Here is a 19,121-nt window from a genome sequence, read left to right on the forward strand (position 1 = left end):
GAACTTTCCTTTTTTCTATTTTAAAAACATTTTAATTTATTTGAATTTCAGCACCATGGTGCAAATTTATTAGAACGAAATATGAATTTAGAATCATACGAAAAAACATTTAGTACAAACGCTACAATAGATTATACAGCGGTTGACAAGCATATTAAAAAACTAGCTGAACTAGACCAATATTTGCCAAAATTACAGTCTTATATATTAGTTCAAAATACCGTTGATCAGAAGTATGAATATATATGTGAGAACTATGAGAAACTTTTAGGGTATAAAAAAAGTGATGTGGTTGAAAATGGGATGTCTTTTCATTTTTCTAAAATTCATCCAGAGGATGTGCCTATTTGGTTGAAAATATTAGATGATCTTATGATTCACACCATGAATAAAGTTGAGAAAAAGGATAGAGTAAATTGTGTATATTCTTGGAACTATCGATTAAAAAACAGCAAAAATAAATATGTGAACATTCAAGTTCATCAAACACCATTATATTTTGATAAAAAGGGTAAACCAATACTTGGTTATTCTCAGAATGTTATCTTAGGTAATGTAAAGAAACAGCCAATGGTTGGAGTTTGTAAAAAGTTGAATGCTAACGATGAGTATGAAACCTTGTTTTACAAGAATTACTCTGAATCACTTCTTATTGATTGTTTAACTAATCGTGAATTTGATGTTGTCCGTTTATTAGCAAAAGGCCATTCTACCAAGGAAATATCAACGAGATTAAATATTAGTATTCATACTACTGCAACGCACCGAAAAAACATATTATCAAAATTAAAGTTTAACTCTTCTTCAGAGATAATAAATTATTGCAATCAGAATCAGATATTCTAAGTTGATTAGAATAAGTCGATTGTATACCAAAGGGCATTTTGTTATACATCACTAAAATTGTAGTATAAATCCTACTTAACAATTATAATTTAATTAATAATTACACGTTCAATAGCCTAATGAAATTCACTTTTAGTGCTATTTAATGTGTGATTATGATACGAAAATATAATAAGGTTATAAATGCATTTCACCTATTTGGCTTGGCTATAATAGGGGTCTTTTCTCATTCTCATTTAAACGCCCAAAGTTATGTTGGTAATGTAATGGATAATTATGCAGGTGTTCATGGGGTAATTGTTAATCCGGCAAATGTTTTTGATTCTCCTTTTAGCAGTGATATCAATTTAGTGTCTGCTAGTGGTTTTGTGGGAAGTGATTTTATTGGTATGTCAATCTCTGATTTAATTTCCAATGGTGAGTTTGATTTTGATACAGATGCCGAACGATATCCGTTATCAAATAATCATTTCTTTGGTAATGTAGATGTGTTAGGTCCCTCTTTTATGCTTAATGTAGGGGAAAAGCAGAGTATTGCTTTAACAACTAGGGTTAGAGGTCTATTTAACTTAAATAATATTGATGGTAACTTGTATGAGCGAATATCGGATGGTTTTGAAATCGGAAATGATTTTAATTTCGACTCCAATAATTTGAACACAACTATCCATGTGTTTTCAGAAATAGGACTTACCTACGGAAGAGAGATATTAAAAACAAAAGATCAGTTTATCAAAGGTGGTGTAACTTTTAAATATCTTATGGGAGCTGGTGGCCTTTTTGTTGATTCTCCAGAGTTAAGCGGTAATTATAATGGGACCACAAATTTTTTATCAACTCAAGGTTCATTAGCCTATGGAAGTACTCCAGGATTTGAAAGTGACTCCCCTGAATTTAGTGATTTGCAAAGTGGTTTTGGCGTGGATTTAGGGTTAGTATATGAATTTAGAAAAAGAATTATTGACGACAACGTCCAAGGTACGATTCCGCAACAATATAAATTTAAGGTAGCACTGGCAATTACTGATATTGGTAGTATTAATTATAAAGATACCGAACGTACCGACTATGATGCTACTGGAAATGTTAATGCGTTAGAATTTGAAACTAAAGATTTAGATGAGGTTTTAGAAGATAATTATACAGGAACAACTACTACTGGTGAACAGAAAATATTACTGCCTACAGCTATGCAAATTATGGCAGATTATTATGTTGGTCATAAATGGTATGTGGGATTGCATACGTCACTTTCAATGCGTAAATCTACCAGCGGTATTGTTAATAACATAATTAATACAGCGACTTTAGCGCCAAGATGGGAATCTAAATGGGTTAGTGTTTATTCTCCAATAGGTATACGTCAATATGGTGATTTGGCCTGGGGACTTGGATTTAGATTAGGGCCGTTAACATTTGGTTCTGGTTCTGTTTTAACAAATTTAATTTCTGAAAACAGTAAAAATGCCGATGTCTATGTAGGATTAAAAATTCCATTATATAAAAAGATTAATTATAATTAGTGAATAATATGTCAATTGTTAGACATATTCTAGAATATACCCTACTTTTTAAGTAGGGTTTTTTTCTTCCTTTTTTTTAATCATTAATGAAGAATTGTATTTTAGCCTTTATGATGCTACCCTACGATGATGCTTATTACATGAAGAAAGCTTTACAAGAAGCGGAAGCCGCTTTTGAAAAGGATGAAGTACCCGTTGGAGCAATTATTGTAGTAAAAGATAGAATAATAGCTAGAGCACATAATCTTACTGAACAATTAAATGATGTTACTGCACACGCAGAAATGCAAGCGATTACGGCTGCTGCTAATTTTTTAGGAGGTAAATATCTGCGCAATTGTACGCTTTATGTAACACTAGAGCCTTGTCAAATGTGTGCAGGTGCTTTATATTGGAGTCAAATCTCGAAAATAGTATATGCTGCTAAAGATGTTGAACGTGGTTTCGAAGCTATTGGTGCGAAATTGCATCCCAAAACAGAAGTAAAAGGAGGGGTTCTAGAAGATGAGGCTGCTGCATTATTAAAAAAATTCTTCGTCAAAAAGAGAAATCTTAACTAAGAATCTTCAGGTTTTTTAGGCTCTTTCCCTTGCATACGTCTAACGCTCTCATCAGTTAGCATATAATCTTTGAAGTTTCTTGATTTACTCTGTTTGTATAAAAATAAAGGCATTGCAACTAAGAAAATTAGTAGTGTACCTGAACCAATATATTTATTGGCAAGATTTTCTAAAGAAGCATCCAACGAAAATCCGTAAATAATTAAACCCAAAGAAACTATGACCAATAAAAGAATGAAGTATTTCATCGTTTTTTATTTATATCTAGTATGCAAACTTACCGTGTAAAATTAAGAAGTTCTTTTCGGTAAGCTGTTAATAGTTTCGATTTTGATATAAAACCGTAATACATACCGTTCTTAATTACAGGTAAATTCCAGGCGCCACTTTCCTGAAACAACTGCATAACTTTATGCATCGAATGTTTTTCATATTCAATAATGGCTGGTGGATCATGCATAAAAGCTGCTACTATTGTAGTTTTATACAAAGATAAATCGAACATAAATTCGCGAATGTCGTCGAGTAAAATTATTCCAACAAGCCTTTTATACTCATCAACAACCGGAAAAATATTTCGAGTTGATTTCGAGACCGATTCATGTAACATTTCTCCGAGCAACATATTTGGTGTAACCACTTTAAAATTTTGTTCAATTACATCATCAAGTTGCATAATGTTAAGTACATTTTCATCTTTATCATGAGTTAATAATGCTCCTTGTTCGGCTAATTCTCTGGTGTAAATAGTATGCTCCATTACTTGTTTCTTACCTAAATATGAAATTGAAGCGGTAATCATTAAGGGTACAAAAAGCTCATATCCACCGGTAATTTCAGCAATTAAAAAAATTGAAGTTAATGGTGCGTGCAATACCCCGGCAATTAAACCAGCCATTCCAATAAGTGTAAAATTACTTTCAGATACTGCAAAACCTAATCCAGAGTTATTAATAACCTTAGCCATCACGTTGCCAAGAGCACTGCCCATTACTAAGGTGGGAATAAAAATACCACCAACACCTCCAGCAGCTAGGGTGGTAGTCATTGCTACTGCTTTAAAAATTGTTATTCCAAATAAAAGGGCTATTACAACCCAAATATTACTAATGTATTTATCGAATGGGGTTTGACCTAACGCTGCAGAGTGATTTCCTTCTAATAGATTATTGATAAAACCAAAACCTTCACCATAAAGTGGTGGAATAAAATATAACATGATTCCAATAGCAATTCCGCCAACCAATAATTTGTATTTCGGACTTTTTAGTGGTTCAAATAATTTAATTATACCGAAATACATACGTGTAAAATACACGGAAGCAATTGCCGTGCCAGCACCTAGAAGGATATAAAAAAGAGTGTCTTTTATTTCAAAACTTTGAATTAATGAAAATTTGAAAAGCACTTCATTGCCCATAAAAAAGTAGGAGGTCAGTACACCTGATATGGAGGCTAATAAAAGCGGTAATACAGAAAGCATAGTAAGGTCTAAACTAAAAACTTCAACTGCAAAGATAATGGCCGCAATTGGCGATTGGAATATTGAGGAAATGGCTCCAGCAGAGGCACATGCTATTAGTAAGGATCTTGTTTTAGCATTGATGCGGAACGCTCGACCTAAATTGGAACTAATAGCTGCTCCGGAAGCAACAGCAGGGCCCAATAATCCGACCGAACCACCAAAACCAACTGTTAGTGGTGCCGCTAAAAGCTGCGTGTAGATTTGTTTGGGAGCTATAATTCCTTTCTTTTTTGATAACGAAAATAAGATAGATGATATGGCACTCTGTAGTTTTTCTTTATGTACAAATTTGATATAAAGGAAGACCAAAAAGAGTCCTAAAATGGGTAGGATAAAATAGAAATTGTTCGATATTAGAATACCTTTTGAAAGAATTGATTCTATGAAAAAGGTAAAGTTTTTAAGGGTTACTGAGGCTAAGCCAGCTAATAGACCTACAAAAACACTCATGATATACACAAAGGTCTTGTGTGAGATATTTTTGTACCTCCATTTTAAGGCACGCTTAATTAATGAATTTATCTTGGTTGGCATTGGTGTAGGCCATTTATACGATGCCAAAGGTATCTAATTCTCATTAAGAATTAAATGCTAAAAATTTAAAAGCGGATTTTAGAATTAATTTATAATTCTACTTTCAAATTCAACTCTTTCAACTGTTCATCGTCAATTGTAGCTGGGGCATCAATCATTACATCACGACCACTATTATTTTTAGGGAAAGCGATAAAATCGCGAATGGTTTCCTGTCCACCTAAAATAGCTACGAGTCTGTCTAATCCGAATGCGATACCTCCGTGTGGAGGAGCTCCATATTGAAAAGCATCCATTAAGAAGCCAAATTGTGCTTTCGCCTCTTCAGGGGTAAAGCCAAGATGTTTGAACATCGTTGCTTGAATATCTTTATCGTGAATACGTATAGAACCGCCACCAATTTCATTTCCGTTTAATACCAAATCATATGCATTCGCACGCACTGCACCTGGGTCAGAATCTAATAATTCTAATTGTCCTGGTTTCGGAGAAGTGAACGGGTGGTGCATTGCGTGGTAATGACCAGTTTCTTCATCAAGTTCTAATAATGGAAAATCCACAACCCACAAAGGAGCAAATACCTCTGGGTCACGTAACCCAAGTCTTTCGGCTAATTCCATTCGTAAAGCACTAAGTTGCGCTCTTACTTTATTCTTGGCGCCAGAAAGTACACAGATTAAGTCTCCCGCTTTAGCGCCTGTAACTTCAGCCCATTTTGCTAAATCTTCTTGGTCGTAGAATTTATCAACCGAAGATTTAAAACTTCCGTCATCGTTACATCGACAATATACCATGCCTAAGGCACCTACTTGTGGCCGCTTTACCCAGTCGGTAAGTTTGTCGATTTCTTTTCTTGTGTATGAGTTACCACTGGGAACGGCTATACCAACAACCAATTCTGCCGAATTAAAGACATTAAAATCTTTGTGTTGGGCAACCTCATTTAATTCACCGAACTCCATTCCAAAACGAATATCAGGTTTGTCATTGCCATATTTTTTCATGGCATCATCAAAGGTCATTCTTGGAAAAGAATCTATCTCAATTCCCTTTACGTCTTTTAGTAAATACTTTGTAAGACCTTCAAAAGCACTCAAAATATCTTCTTGTTCAACATAAGCCATCTCACAATCTATCTGTGTAAACTCAGGTTGTCTATCGGCACGTAAATCCTCATCCCTAAAACATTTTACAATCTGAAAATATTTATCTAAACCACCAACCATTAATAATTGTTTAAAGGTCTGAGGTGATTGGGGTAATGCGTAGAATTGTCCTTCGTTCATACGACTAGGTACTACAAAGTCACGTGCACCTTCTGGAGTAGATTTTATTAAATAGGGGGTCTCAACTTCTATAAAGCCTTCGTCAGAAAGATATTTTCTAACGGCCATTGAAACTTTACTGCGAAAAATAAGGTTGTTTTTTACAGGGTTTCTTCGAATATCTAAATATCGATACTTCATACGAAGGTCTTCACCACCATCTGTTTCATTTTCTATAGTAAAAGGCGGTGTTTTGGATTCGTTTAGAACATTGAGCTCAGTAACCAAGACCTCAATATTTCCAGTTGGAATATTTGGGTTTTTTGAAGCTCGTTCGATAACCTGCCCCTTTATTTGAACGACAAATTCTCTACCTAATTCACGTGCCTTAGCAATAAGCTCACTTGAAGTACGGTCCTCATCAAATACCAATTGCGTTATACCATAGCGGTCTCGAAGATCAACCCAAGTTACAAACCCTTTGTCTCTGGTTTTATGAACCCAACCAGATAAAGTAACTTCATTGTTAATGTGTGAATCTCGTAATTCTCCGCAAGTGTGACTTCTGTACATTAGATAAATTTAAAGACGCAAATTTAAGAAGTATTTATCACTGTACTATTTATTTACCGTAATAATTGCCAGTGTGTTTGATCAATGTGAGGTTGATTTATCTAGAGATCAACTTAAATAGTACAGACTAATTTTTTTTAAGGTTGCTTTGTTCATCACTCCTTAAGAACTGCACCAAATCGAAGTAATAATTTGTAGGATTATTCTTAAAATATATTTTAAGTTTAAACGTTCAGCATATTAGAATTCGAACAATAATTATCAATTAAAAATAGTTTTAAATGTATATATGGTTTAAAACTATGAACTAATTATGCCTTTTACAGCCTCACATCCAGCCATAATATTGCCTCTTTTAAAGCGTAGAGTTTTCTCTGCCTCAGGTTTAATTATGGGGAGTATGGTGCCTGATTTCGAATTTTTTTTAAGATTTGAAGCTAATGGGCCACATGGGCATTCGGTTTGGGGTATGTTATGGTTAAATGTGCCAATAGCGTCACTATTTATTACACTGTATCATGTGTTAGTTCGCAATCAAATGATATTAAACTTGCCAATATTTTTTAGAAAAAGATTTGCTGATTTTTTAGAGTTTAATTGGATTGCATACCTGAAATCAAATTTTTTTAAGGTTATTATTTCAATCCTTGTTGGAAATTTTAGTCATTTACTTTGGGATTCGTTTACTCATTTCGACGGTTTCTTTGTAACTAAAATGGCCTTTTTTAATGAGGAGGTGTATCAAATACCTGTATATAGTATACTTCAATATGGTTTTAGTTTGCTAGGAGCACTAGCAATCTGGAGTTTTATTGTGAAAATGCCCGAGGTTAAAATAGTCAATCAGACAGCAATTAAGAATATACTGGGTTATTGGTTCATGGTTTTTTTTATTACCGTTCTTGTCTATTTTATTAGATATTTTTTTGAAGATTATAATGAATTTGGTGAGCGCATTGTAATTCTGTGTGCTGGTTTTTTAATCGGACTAATATTGAGTTCTAGTGTTTTCAATTTAATACATCCAAAAAAGCATTTAGCCTTATCAAAAGACGAATAAAAAAGCCCAGATTTAAATCAGGGCTTTTTTGTAGTTATTGTCTCGTCCTGAAATAAGCGATTTTGTGTCAACCTATTTTAGGACGATTCATATATAGAATTTATGAACTAGATAAATGAATTTTCTGGATTATTAATTATTACTTCCTCCTCTTCTATAACCTCTTTTTTGCTTTTACTTCTTATCCAAATTTTAAGTCGATATGTAATATTAAATAATACCGGAACTATAATTAAAGTCAAGAAAGTAGCGACAATTAATCCAAAAATTACTGTCCAAGCTAATGGTCCCCAGAATACCACATTGTCACCACCGATATAGATGTTAGGGTTACCCGTATTAAAAAGTGAAAAGAAATCTATGTTTAGTCCAATCGCCAATGGTATTAGTCCAAGTACGGTAGTAATGGCTGTTAGAATTACTGGACGTAAACGCGCCTTACCACTTGTTGTAATAACTTCTGTTACTTGTGGCAAGGTCAATAAATCTTTATCATCGAGGTTTAGATTAACCTTTTTTCTGTCAATTAAAATTTGAGTATAATCTAATAATACAACACCATTATTTACAACAATACCGGCCAAAGAAATAATGCCCATCATAGTCATCATGATAACGAAGGACCATCCGGTTATCATCAATCCTCCAAATACTCCAATAAAACTAAGGAAGATAGCAATCATTATAATAAATGGTTTTGAGATACCCCCAAATTGGAAAATCAAAATCAAGAAGATAAGTCCAAGTCCGGAAAAGAATGCTCCTACTAAAAACATCATCTGCGTATTTTGTTCTTCTATTTGGCCGGTATAATCAATTTTAACATCAGCTGGAAGTTTACCATAGCTTCCCATCTCTTTTTGTATTTCTGCTACGATTGCACCTGCATCACTAAAGCCAGGAGTAAGTTGCGAATAAACTGTTACTACCCTTTTACTATCCTTGTGTTTTATCGCACTGAATCCAGAAGAGTTTTTCTGCTTTGCCACTGCGGCTACAGGAATCTCTTTAATTTGGCCTGTTGCGGGATCTCTAAAAATCATATTTTGGTTAAATATGGCGCTTTTATTATAGCGCAGATTTTCATTGAAGCGAACATTAATATCATAATCTTCACCATCCACTTTATAAACACCTGCTTTTTCACCAAATACAGATCTACGTAATTGCTGACCTACTTGGCCAACAGTAACACCGAGTTCACCAGCTTTTTCGCGATCTACAACCACTTCCATTGAAGGTTTCCCTTTGTTAACATCAATCTTTAGTTCTTCAATACCAGCAATATTTTTCGTATTGATGAAATTTCTAATATCTTCAGCTGTATTGATTAATTCAGTATAATCTTTACCTTCTAATTCAATATTTATAGGGTAACCAGCAGGTGGACCATTGGCTTCTTTTTCAACAGAAATAGCTACGCCAGGATAAATGCCTGTTAATGCCTTTTGAATATCAGCACGAAGTTCTTCAGTATCCCTTCCTTCTCTATACTTATATTCACGCATAGATACTGTTACTTTTCCTCGATGCGGCATTTCAGCAGATGAACCACCATCAGTCATCGGATTTCCTGCACCCTCGCCCACTTGTGTAATTGCAGATTCTACTAGATAATTGAATTCACCATTGGTGTATTTATCTTGGTTAGCCACTTCAAAAACTTTTTGTTCAATTTCTTTAGTAAGCTTATCTGTTTTTGCAATAGAAGTTCCTTGTGGATATTCTATATAGGCGTAAACTTCATTGGGTTTGTTATCCGGAAAGAATTCAACTTTAGTTCGTCCACTACCTAGGGAAGCTCCGAAAAGCATGAAAACCGCAATTAACATCATAAAAGTGATGCCAAAATACCAATATACGTTTCGACCTCTTAATGCATGTTGAATTCTTCTTTCATACCAATTTTCAAAACGAACCATGGTAGTATTCTGAAAGCGTACAGCCCATTTTTTTAATGCATACTTATACACCCAGAACATTGCTGCAGTTAATATTAAAACACTTCCTAATCCGCGTATTTGACCTCCAAATATTAAGATAAACAGGCCAAAACCTCCAAGAATTATACTTAAACGAATAAGTTGTTTTAGTTTCAATTCTTTTTCACCAAGTTCCATGAATTGGGAAACTAACATGGAGTTCATGAAAATAGCAACAAAAAGAGATGATCCTAAAACCACTGAAAGTGTAATCGGGAAAAACTTCATGAATTGCCCGAAAATACCAGGCCAAAGACCAAGTGGGACAAAGGCCGCAACTGTAGTTAAAGTTGAAATTATAATTGGGAATGCAATTTCACCAATACCTTTTTTTGCAGCTTCGGTTCGCGTCATGCCTTCACTCATTAAGCGATAAACATTTTCGACTACTACAATACCGTTGTCAACCAACATACCAAGCCCCATAATCATTCCAAAAAGAATCATGGTGTTTAAGGTGTAACCCAATAAATTCAAAATCATAAATGACATGAACATTGACATGGGTATAGCAAAGCCGACAAAAAGAGAATTTCTAAATCCTAAAAAGAACATTAAAACCGTTACCACTAGCAGGATACCGAAAATAATATTGTTTACTAAATCATCCACATTATTCAGTGTTCTGCCAGAAGAATCATTAGCAATAGTGATATTTAAATCGGCTGGGTAATATTCTTCCTGAGCAATTTTTACTAACTCTCTTACACTGGTAGTGGCTTCAATCATATTCTTGCCAGCACGTTTTTTAATGTCTAGCATTACAACGCTTTCGCCAAACTCACGAGCAAAGGTTGTTTTTTCCTCTTCATGAAATTTAACTTTGGCAATATCTTTAAGATAAACAGCTCCGTTTTCAGATTTAACAACAAAGTCGTTTAACTCATTGGGATTAGTAATTTCTCCTAAAACACGAATAGTTCGTCTTTGACCACCACCTTCAATGTTACCTGCAGACATGGTTGTATTACCGTTACTCACAGCAGATAATACATCTTGAAAACTAACCTTAGCGGCCATCATTTTGTAAACGTCAACAGCAATTTCAATTTCTTTTTCTTGTGCTCCACGTATACTTACTTCCTTAATTTGTGGAAGGTCTTCTACCTCGTCCTGTAAATATTCTGCAAATTCTTTAAGTTTTTCTACCGGATAATCGCCAGTGAAATTAACATTCATTATCGGAATAGATTCTGACAGGTTCAGGTCGAAAATATTAGGTTCAACCTTGGCATTGTTAAATGTTGGCCAATCTTCACTCGCTTTTTCACCGTCCACTTCATCCTTTACTTTTAGTTTGGCGGATTCTACGGTGATTTCTTCATCAAACTCCACTATTATAATCGAATAATCTTCCTGTGAAGTTGAGGTTACTTCTACCACATTACTCACGTTTTTTAAACGATCTTCTAGTGGGTCGGTAATTAAACGCTCCACATCTTCTGCTGTGTTACCTGGGTAAGGAGTGCTGATGTATACTTTAGTTTCTACGATTTCAGGATATTCTTCTCGAGGCATTTCTTGATAACCTGAGTATCCAATCCATAAAAAAATAGCAATCATTACATAAATAACCGATGGATTATCAATTGCCCAAGATGATATGCTAAACTCTTTGTCTGCGTTTTTCTTTTGCTTGCTACTCATGAGTTTATAGGTTTGAGATTTGCACTTTTTGACCATCTTTAACGCTTCTTGCGCCTTCATTTATCAATTGATCACCATCATTAATACCTGATAAAACTTCTACAACACTGCCTTGAGTTTTACCTGTAACAATTACTTGTCTATTAACAGTAGCTTGGTTTTCAGCACCATTTGCTTTAGCGATATATACATATTGGTCACCCTCTGCGTTTTCAGATATAATACTTTGCGGTACAAGTATTGCCTTATCTTTACTATAGTCGTTAAGACTTACTTTGGCCGTAAGGTTGGGTTTTATATTTCCTTTTTTATTCGGTACTGGAATTTCGACTGAAAATGCACGATTACTAGGATTAATAAAGTTTCCTGTCTGGCGAATTTTGGTTTTAACAGAATCACCTAATACTGGAAAATATACCATAGCGTCTTTACCCTTAGTAATGCCACCTAAATAGGTTTCGGGAACATCAACTTCAATATACATATCGGCTAAGTTTACAATTCTGAAAACTTCAGAACCAGGACCTGGCGAAACCACAGTACCTTGGTCTTTTATTACATTATCAATAATGCCGGAAAAAGGAGCTCTAATGGTAGATTTACCTAATTGACTTTCCATTTGTTTAACCGCACTTTCATTTGCTTCGTACTGTGCTTTAGCCTGTAAAAATTGAATTTCAGAACCTATTTTCTGATCCCATAAACTCTTTTGTCTTTCAAATGTAGTTTTGGCTAGTTCGGTTTGTGTTTTTAATTGTGATAATTGGCTGCTCATGCCACCGTCATCAATAGTAGCGAGCACTTGTCCTTTAGCAACACGTTGTCCTTCTTTTACATAAACACGCTGTAAAGTTCCTGACATCTCTGGGTAGATTAAAACATTTTGTTTTGTTTTTACATTACCCTGTAGTTCAAGAAAGTGATCAAATTTCTGAGCTGTTACTTTAATAGCGGTCACTAATGGTAATTTCTCTACCCCTGATTTAGTGGCTATAACAGAATCTAATAATTTAATTTGGGCTTCAAGCTGTTGCTGTTGCGCTGAAAATTCTGATTTCTTTGCTCTTAAAGATTCTATGTTGCCGTTGGCAATAACATCTTCTATTGATGTTGTTTGGTTTCCTCCACAGGATATTAAAAGACTTGTGACGATAAGAAAATATATGATGTTTCTCATTTTATGGTTGTTTATAGATTGATGTTTTTTATTAAAAATTATTAGTTGTTGATTATTGTTTCTAGGGTAGTTTTCTTATTAATGACTTCTACCATGGATTGTAAATAACCCTGTTGTGCATCGTAAAGTTGGGTTTGAGCCTGGCGTAATTCAAAACTACTTGCTAATCCTTCTTTATATTTTATTTGATTTTTATTCTCAATTCGTTCAGCTAAATCAAGATTGTTTTTTGCAGTATCGTATTCTTCAATGGCGAGAATATAATCGCTTTTCGAACTCTCTAATTGTAATCTAATTTGTTCTTCCGCTTCTGATAATTGTGTTTTTGCTTTTTCTAATGCAATTTTAGCTCTGGCGGTACTTGCAGTTCTTTTAAAAGAACTAAATATAGGGATGTTTAAATCCAGACCTAAAATTGAAGAATTGAACCATTGTTGTTCACTTTTAAAAAAGTCAAAATTATCGGCGTAGGCAGCAGTTCCATAATTTACGAAAGCATTAAGTGTAGGTAGTGCTCTACTTTTAGCAAGTTTAAGCTCGAAGAAACGTTGTTCATTTAAATTGAGAGCCATTTTATAGTCCACATTGTTCTCAATATTAAAATCTTCCTCTGTTAGCTCTGGCACGATTTGTTTTTGAGCTAAATCGTCTAAATTTTCAGATAGTTTAGTTGGAGCATCAATGGCAATTCCCATTACTACATTGAGCATTTGTAAGGTTATACTTTTTAATCGTATGGCATTTTTTAGCTGATTATCAACAGATGATAATGTTATCTGTAATTGTTCAACACTCTCTTCTTCTCCTAATCCATTTTCATAAAGCTTTTCGGTTTCGTAAAGGTTTTTCTCTAAGGCTTCTTTATTTTTTTCAAAAATTGTAACGCTTTCTGTCGCAAGAAGAACATTGCCGTAGGCTTCAGTTACTGCCTTACGTACATCTTGATCTGTTTTCTCTTTGTTGTTTTGACTATAGCTTAAAAATGCTTTTGTTGCTTGCACACCAACGATGTAAGAACCGTCAAAAATTTGTTGTGTTAAAGTGGCTGTTGCAGTGGCACTTTGAGGTTGCGAAAATACAACTTCTGCATAAGTGCCCGGTTCACCTCCAAATATTTCAGCAGGTATAACAGTTACAGGTTGTTTAAGTTGGTTCTGGTAGCTTATGCCAGCGTTGACCTGAGGTAATCCAGATGCTATGGTTTCCCATTTTTGTTTTTGTGCATCTTCAATATCTCTATTTGCATTTATGGCACTATAATTATTCTCTAAGGCAAAAGCTATGGCTTCTTCTAAAGTGAAATTTGATGTTTCTGTTACATCTTGGGAATAACCAATAGTTGCAGCTAAAAAGGTTACTAAAAGTATTAAATGATTTCTCATTATTCTTGATTTGAATTGATGATTGTGTTTAAAATTTTTCTGCCTTTGGGAGTGACAATACCTCTTAAATGATACTCGAGATAATCATCCATTAATTCTGTTATTGGAAACTTATCTGAAGGAAACATTTTTTGATCTTTAATGCCAATAACACCAGTAAAATATATTTTTGCTACGAATTCAATATTCAGATTTTCGCGATATATTTTTTGCGCTATACCTTTTTCTATATTATGAACAACACATTCTTTCATAACATCGTATTGTTTCAGCTTTAGCGAGTCGTGTATTTTGGGATAATATTTCTGCAATTGAAACTGAGGCGATGATTTCTCATTTTTTAAGTGCATCATTACAAATTTCTTTATTTCGTATAACTCTTCAATCGGATTTTTATTTGTCGAACATATGTCGTCAATACCCTGTGAAATGTTACAAAAAAGAAAAGAAGTGCTTTCTGTAATTAAATTAGTTTTGTTTGTAAAATGCGAATAGATTGTTTTTTTGGAAATACCCATTTCACCCGCAAGGTCATCCATAGTAACACTTTTGAACCCTAAGGTCAAAAACATGTCTGTAGCTTTATTTAAGATTTTTTCTTTCATATGAAGTGGCAAAAATACAATAGGAAACTTTAAAAACATTAAAAGTTTCCAAAGTATTACAATTTTTTAACACTGCTTTATGATATTTATCATAGTTTTTCTCCCCGGTTTCTTTTTACATAATCATCAAATGCGGTTTCGCCTTCTTCTTTCCAGAATTTGTCATAGAATTCCCATTTAGAGAAATCACTTTTACAATTTTCCCATCCATTATTTTTTGAAGGTTTATGTTGTTTGGATTTGCTTTTTTTATGCCCTTTACCTTCGAAGTTTCCAAATAGTAACTTTGCCATTACTAGAATACCAACTGCTTTCCAGTAGGATAGTATAGGTAAGCCAAAAACATCGGGCATTAACCAATTCCATAAATGCATAAATCCATAGCCAAACAGCAAGAGAAATATGATGGCTGCTATTATCATAAATAGTATTTTGAAAAATCCTCGAAAGAATTTTTCTGCACTTCCTTTTACGCGATGTTCTATATACTCTTCCATAATTATATGTTTTAATTTATATTTTGTTTTTTAGGTTCTAGTTCTTTTAATAATATTGATAATGCTCGGTGTCGTCTCGACATTAAGGTTCCCGGAGGAATGTTTGTTCGGCTAGACAGTTGATTATAAGTGTAGCCTTCAAAGTCTATAGCTAGAATAATATTTCTATACAGTGGTTTTAGGTTTCCAATAGCACTTTTTAATTCAGTAATCATTTCTTCTGAATAGTGGTTTGCTGTGTTTCTGTAAAATAGTTCTGAAAACTCATGAAGGCGATTTTCCATATCTTCTTCAAGACTGGTTTCTTTCTTTTTCTTTCTCATAATGTCTATAACCCTATTACGAATAGAATTGTAAACGAAACCGGCTATATTGTCAATCGGCGATAAACTATCTGCTCTTGAAAAAAGTTTTAAAGCTACTTCCTGTACGATGTCTCCAGCATCACGGTCGGCCGTATCATCAATACGAGATTTAGCATACGATTTAAGCGCATGATATTCATCATCGAAGAATGATTTTAGGTTTTTCTGATTTTCTGAATTAGTTGGCATTCAAAAATAGTTTGCTGTGGCTTCAATAGTAAAGACGTCACTTTTCAAAACTATTGCATTTTTGTGTTGATTTTTTTTAAAATAACCATGTTGAATTGATGATCTGGTCTATTTATTATTAAAATGAATGTATTTTTGGCCAAAATTTGAGCATGCAATCTATTGATTCTTATCGAAGCACATTTATTAATTATTTAGAGTCTAAGGTTAGGACCAAAGAACCGGCTAATCTTTATGAACCTATCACATATATTCTAGGATTAGGAGGAAAAAGATTGCGTCCGATTTTGACCCTTATGTCTGCAGAGGTTTTTGATGCAGATTATAAAAAGGCATTAGATGCTGCATTGGCTATTGAAGTATTTCATAATTTCTCGTTAGTACATGATGATATTATGGATGATGCTCCTCTTCGAAGAGGTAAAACTACAGTTCACGAAAAATGGGATATTAATACAGGAATCCTTTCTGGTGATGCGATGTTAATCAATGCCTATCAGTTATTCGAAAATTACGAAGGTGATATTTTTCGACACTTAGCTCAATTGTTCAGTAAAACAGCTTTAGAGGTTTGTGAGGGACAACAATATGATATTGATTTTGAAACTCGAGATGATGTCACCATACCTGAATATCTTAAAATGATAGAGTATAAAACTGCAGTATTAGTTGCTGCAGCTTTAAAAATGGGTGGAATTATAGCGCTAGCCTCTCAAGAATCACAAGATAGTATCTATGAGTTTGGTAGAAATTTAGGTATAGCTTTTCAGTTGCAAGACGATTATTTGGATGCATTTGGAGATCCTGAAACTTTTGGCAAACAAGTAGGCGGGGATATTATTGAAAATAAAAAAACCTTTTTGTACTTAAAGTCGCTAGAGTTGGGTTCTGCGACAGAACAGAAAGAGCTTCAGGATTTGTTTTCATTTCATGTGGAAGATTCTAAAGATAAAATTGATTTAACAAAAAGTATTTTTGTCGAAACTGGTGCGGTCCCAGCAATTCAAAAAGAAATAGAAACTTATACGCAAAAAGCTTTTGATGTGCTTATTCCTTTATCAATATCAAAAGAGAAAAAGGAATTGCTCAAAGAATTTGGTGAAAACCTAATGCGTCGTAAAGTTTAATTTAAGCTGTACCGCACTCCAAAAAAGGTCCGTATTCCTTGATTCGGCCCATAAACATAGGATGGATCAAAGGTTAGTGCATTGGGATTATTAGCGGTGGCAACAGCATCTCCGTTATTGTCGAAAGTTACATTTTTATCAAAAGGGTCATGAGCCCTTGCTATTATAAACGGATTTCCATTGTTCGGCGTCCAGTCCAATAGGTTTTTTACCCCACCGTATAGTTCAAAGTCTTTTATTCCTTTATAGGTAAATTGTATGTTTTGGATACTCCAAGTAGGGGAATAGTCTTTTCTTGGATCGTTTTCTCCTAATGTAGGCAAACGCATGGGTCCGTATATGTTTCCAGTATAATCGATACTTAAATCAATTTTTCTAAAATTGTAGCCTATATTCCAAGTGCCTGTATAAGATTCTGTCAAAATCTGTCTACTTGTTATTCCATTTTCGGTTTGACTTACGTCTTGCAGCGTTCCACCAAGTAATAGTTTAAGGCCGGAAGGAAAATTTACATCAACGTTTATGCTAATGCCTTGTGAAACTGATTTGCCATCTAAATTATTATAAATTATTTGATTAGGATTGGTGTCGTAGTCAGGTAAAATAGCGTTGCTAAAATTTGTGTAGAATACGGAAGCGTCAATATTGGCATAAATTCCGTTACTAGAATAAATTTTTTTCAAGTAGTTTAGGTTGACATTAAAAGATTGTTCTGGGTCTAGTTCTTCAGTAACAATTACATCGCGAGCCCCTGTAAGTGCTGCGTGTTCTTCCGTAAATAAATTAACTACACGAAAGCCAGTCCCAGCATTAATTCTTATGATATCATTATCACTTACTTTAAAGCGATAAGCAGCTCTTGGTGTCCAAATATTACCATGCCTTTTGTCATAATCATAGCGCATACCTAATAGAAGGGAATGTTGTTTTGAGATGTTTAGCTCATTTTGAACAAATAAACTCGGAATAACCACTTCGTCAGCAGTAGTGGTGGCAGTTGTGTTATCATTATAGTAATTATAGCGCATTGCTGCCCCAGCCAATAAATCGTTATTGCCAACTTTTTTGTCCCAAGTAAGTTGTGTAAATCCTATTCGTTGGTCTGCTATGTAGGCAACATCACCATACACTGAGTTTTGAGCATGGTCATTATACGAGAATGATAACATTAATTTTTCTTTTAATGGTAATTGGTATTTACCTAAAATTTCCCATCGAGTGGTGTAAATACTTTCCCCATAAATTTCATTACCTCCTCTGTAATCTGGAGTCCATTGTAATTCGCCACCCCATCGATCTTCGTAAAAGAAACGACCGGCTACTGAAAAAATACGATTCTCGTCTCTTTTAATATTCCACTTTTGAAAGATTGAGATACGATCTTGCAAAGTTAAATCAGTAAAATTATCGCCATTATTATCTATGGGGTTATCGAAATTGAAGTAATTAATTCCTAAGAGTAAACTAGTTTTTTGACTGATATCTATTTTTGCGCCAACATCTAAATTATATTCGCCCCAATCAGTCATAAATGCATCTGCGGCAACGCGAGGAGCATTCAATGCATTTTTTGTTATAATGTTTATTAGTCCACCAACAGCTTCACTGCCATATAAACTTGAAGCTGGCCCCTTTACAATTTCTATTTGTTCAATTAGAGAATTAGGGATTCCGGAAAGACCATATACTGTACTCAAACCACTTACAATTGGCATTCCGTCTATTAATACAAGGGTGTAGGGTCCTTCTAAGCCGTTAATATGAATATCACCGGTGTTACAGACATTGCAATTAATTTGAGGGCGAACACCATTAACGTTTTGTAAAGCTTCAAATATATTAGCTGTTGGATTTTTCTTTAGGAAGGTGGGGCTGTAAACTTCTACAGGTACTGGACTTTCAGAACGTCTCACAGCTTTTAAGGTGCCCGTAACCACTGTTTCTTCTAATTGTTCAGATGTCGGTGTTAATACTATAGTAATCGTTTTGTCCTTCGCTACACTTATTTTCTTAGAATAGTTTAGATAACCAAGAGATTTTGCTTTTAACGTGTATTCTCCAATAGGAATATTTTTTAATATGAAATTCCCTTGTTCGTCAGAAGAAGCACCATATGCGGTATTATCTAAATAAACATTTGCAAAGGGAATAGTGGAGTCGCCATCCGATACTGTACCAATAATATCTACTTTTTGACCGTAAGTGGTAAAAGCAATCAAACAAAATATAGCGGTAAAAATAAAAGTGATATTTCGGTACATAAT

15 protein-coding genes are annotated in these 19,121 nt (G+C 34.3%); 5 read left to right on the top strand and 10 right to left on the bottom strand.

The window, feature by feature from the left end; all coding sequences use genetic code 11:
• The first annotated feature begins 81 nt into the window (after positions 1-81).
• The 3 genes from ABJF52_RS08730 to ABJF52_RS08740 all read left to right on the top strand — a co-directional run bounded on the left by ABJF52_RS08730 (position 82) and on the right by ABJF52_RS08740 (position 2,929).
• Entirely contained in the window at positions 82-846 is a 765-nt protein-coding gene (locus tag ABJF52_RS08730) for a LuxR C-terminal-related transcriptional regulator (protein WP_348149138.1), read from the top strand.
• Between the two features lie 155 nt (positions 847-1,001).
• Positions 1,002-2,369 (top strand): DUF5723 family protein, encoded by a 1,368-nt coding sequence (locus ABJF52_RS08735; protein WP_348149140.1) that lies wholly within the window; start codon positions 1,002-1,004, stop codon positions 2,367-2,369.
• Positions 2,370-2,479: 110 nt separating this feature from the next.
• Entirely contained in the window at positions 2,480-2,929 is a 450-nt protein-coding gene (locus ABJF52_RS08740; RefSeq protein ID WP_348149189.1) for a nucleoside deaminase, read from the top strand.
• Here the strand turns inward: ABJF52_RS08740 and ABJF52_RS08745 are convergent.
• From ABJF52_RS08745 to aspS, 3 genes are all read right to left on the bottom strand, one after another.
• Entirely contained in the window at positions 2,926-3,177 is a 252-nt protein-coding gene (locus ABJF52_RS08745) for a hypothetical protein (RefSeq protein WP_348149142.1), read from the bottom strand. The genes ABJF52_RS08740 and ABJF52_RS08745 overlap by 4 nt on opposite strands.
• Positions 3,178-3,206: 29 nt before the next feature.
• Positions 3,207-4,988 (bottom strand): chloride channel protein, encoded by a 1,782-nt coding sequence (locus ABJF52_RS08750; RefSeq protein WP_348149144.1) that lies wholly within the window; start codon positions 4,986-4,988, stop codon positions 3,207-3,209.
• Positions 4,989-5,077: 89 nt separating this feature from the next.
• Positions 5,078-6,826, bottom strand: coding sequence for an aspartate--tRNA ligase (gene aspS, locus ABJF52_RS08755; RefSeq protein ID WP_348149146.1), 1,749 nt, complete (start codon positions 6,824-6,826; stop codon positions 5,078-5,080).
• Positions 6,827-7,139: 313 nt separating this feature from the next.
• Here aspS and ABJF52_RS08760 point away from each other — a divergent pair, with 313 nt between their 5' ends.
• Entirely contained in the window at positions 7,140-7,886 is a 747-nt protein-coding gene (locus ABJF52_RS08760; RefSeq protein ID WP_348149148.1) for a DUF4184 family protein, read from the top strand.
• A gap of 107 nt (positions 7,887-7,993) precedes the next feature.
• On the opposite strand, the gene ABJF52_RS08765 is transcribed toward ABJF52_RS08760, so the two are convergent.
• The 6 genes from ABJF52_RS08765 to ABJF52_RS08790 all read right to left on the bottom strand — a co-directional run bounded on the left by ABJF52_RS08765 (position 7,994) and on the right by ABJF52_RS08790 (position 15,730).
• Positions 7,994-11,515 carry an efflux RND transporter permease subunit gene (locus ABJF52_RS08765; RefSeq protein ID WP_348149150.1) on the bottom strand — a complete coding sequence of 1,174 codons (3,522 nt, stop codon included), beginning with the start codon at positions 11,513-11,515 and terminating at the stop codon, positions 7,994-7,996.
• Positions 11,516-11,519: 4 nt separating this feature from the next.
• Positions 11,520-12,692, bottom strand: coding sequence for an efflux RND transporter periplasmic adaptor subunit (locus ABJF52_RS08770; RefSeq protein ID WP_348149152.1), 1,173 nt, complete (start codon positions 12,690-12,692; stop codon positions 11,520-11,522).
• 41 nt (positions 12,693-12,733) lie between these two features.
• Positions 12,734-14,074 (bottom strand): TolC family protein, encoded by a 1,341-nt coding sequence (locus tag ABJF52_RS08775; protein ID WP_348149154.1) that lies wholly within the window; start codon positions 14,072-14,074, stop codon positions 12,734-12,736.
• Positions 14,074-14,679, bottom strand: a complete 606-nt coding sequence (locus ABJF52_RS08780; protein ID WP_348149156.1) for a TetR/AcrR family transcriptional regulator — start codon at positions 14,677-14,679, stop codon at positions 14,074-14,076. Before ABJF52_RS08780 ends, ABJF52_RS08775 begins: the two co-directional genes overlap by 1 nt.
• 89 nt (positions 14,680-14,768) lie before the next feature.
• Positions 14,769-15,176 (bottom strand): hypothetical protein, encoded by a 408-nt coding sequence (locus ABJF52_RS08785; RefSeq protein WP_348149158.1) that lies wholly within the window; start codon positions 15,174-15,176, stop codon positions 14,769-14,771.
• Positions 15,177-15,187: 11 nt separating this feature from the next.
• Positions 15,188-15,730: an RNA polymerase sigma factor gene (locus ABJF52_RS08790; protein ID WP_348149160.1), complete on the bottom strand. Its 543-nt coding sequence runs from the start codon at positions 15,728-15,730 to the stop codon at positions 15,188-15,190.
• Between the two features lie 152 nt (positions 15,731-15,882).
• On the opposite strand from ABJF52_RS08790, the gene ABJF52_RS08795 reads away from it, so the two are divergent.
• Positions 15,883-16,857, top strand: a complete 975-nt coding sequence (locus tag ABJF52_RS08795; protein ID WP_348149162.1) for a polyprenyl synthetase family protein — start codon at positions 15,883-15,885, stop codon at positions 16,855-16,857.
• Here ABJF52_RS08795 and ABJF52_RS08800 read toward each other — a convergent pair.
• Positions 16,854-19,118: a TonB-dependent receptor gene (locus ABJF52_RS08800; protein ID WP_348149163.1), complete on the bottom strand. Its 2,265-nt coding sequence runs from the start codon at positions 19,116-19,118 to the stop codon at positions 16,854-16,856. The genes ABJF52_RS08795 and ABJF52_RS08800 overlap by 4 nt on opposite strands.
• Positions 19,119-19,121: the final 3 nt, after the last annotated feature.

The organism is Aurantibacter sp., from assembly GCF_039941195.1.
Classification (GTDB): domain Bacteria; phylum Bacteroidota; class Bacteroidia; order Flavobacteriales; family Flavobacteriaceae; genus Aurantibacter_A.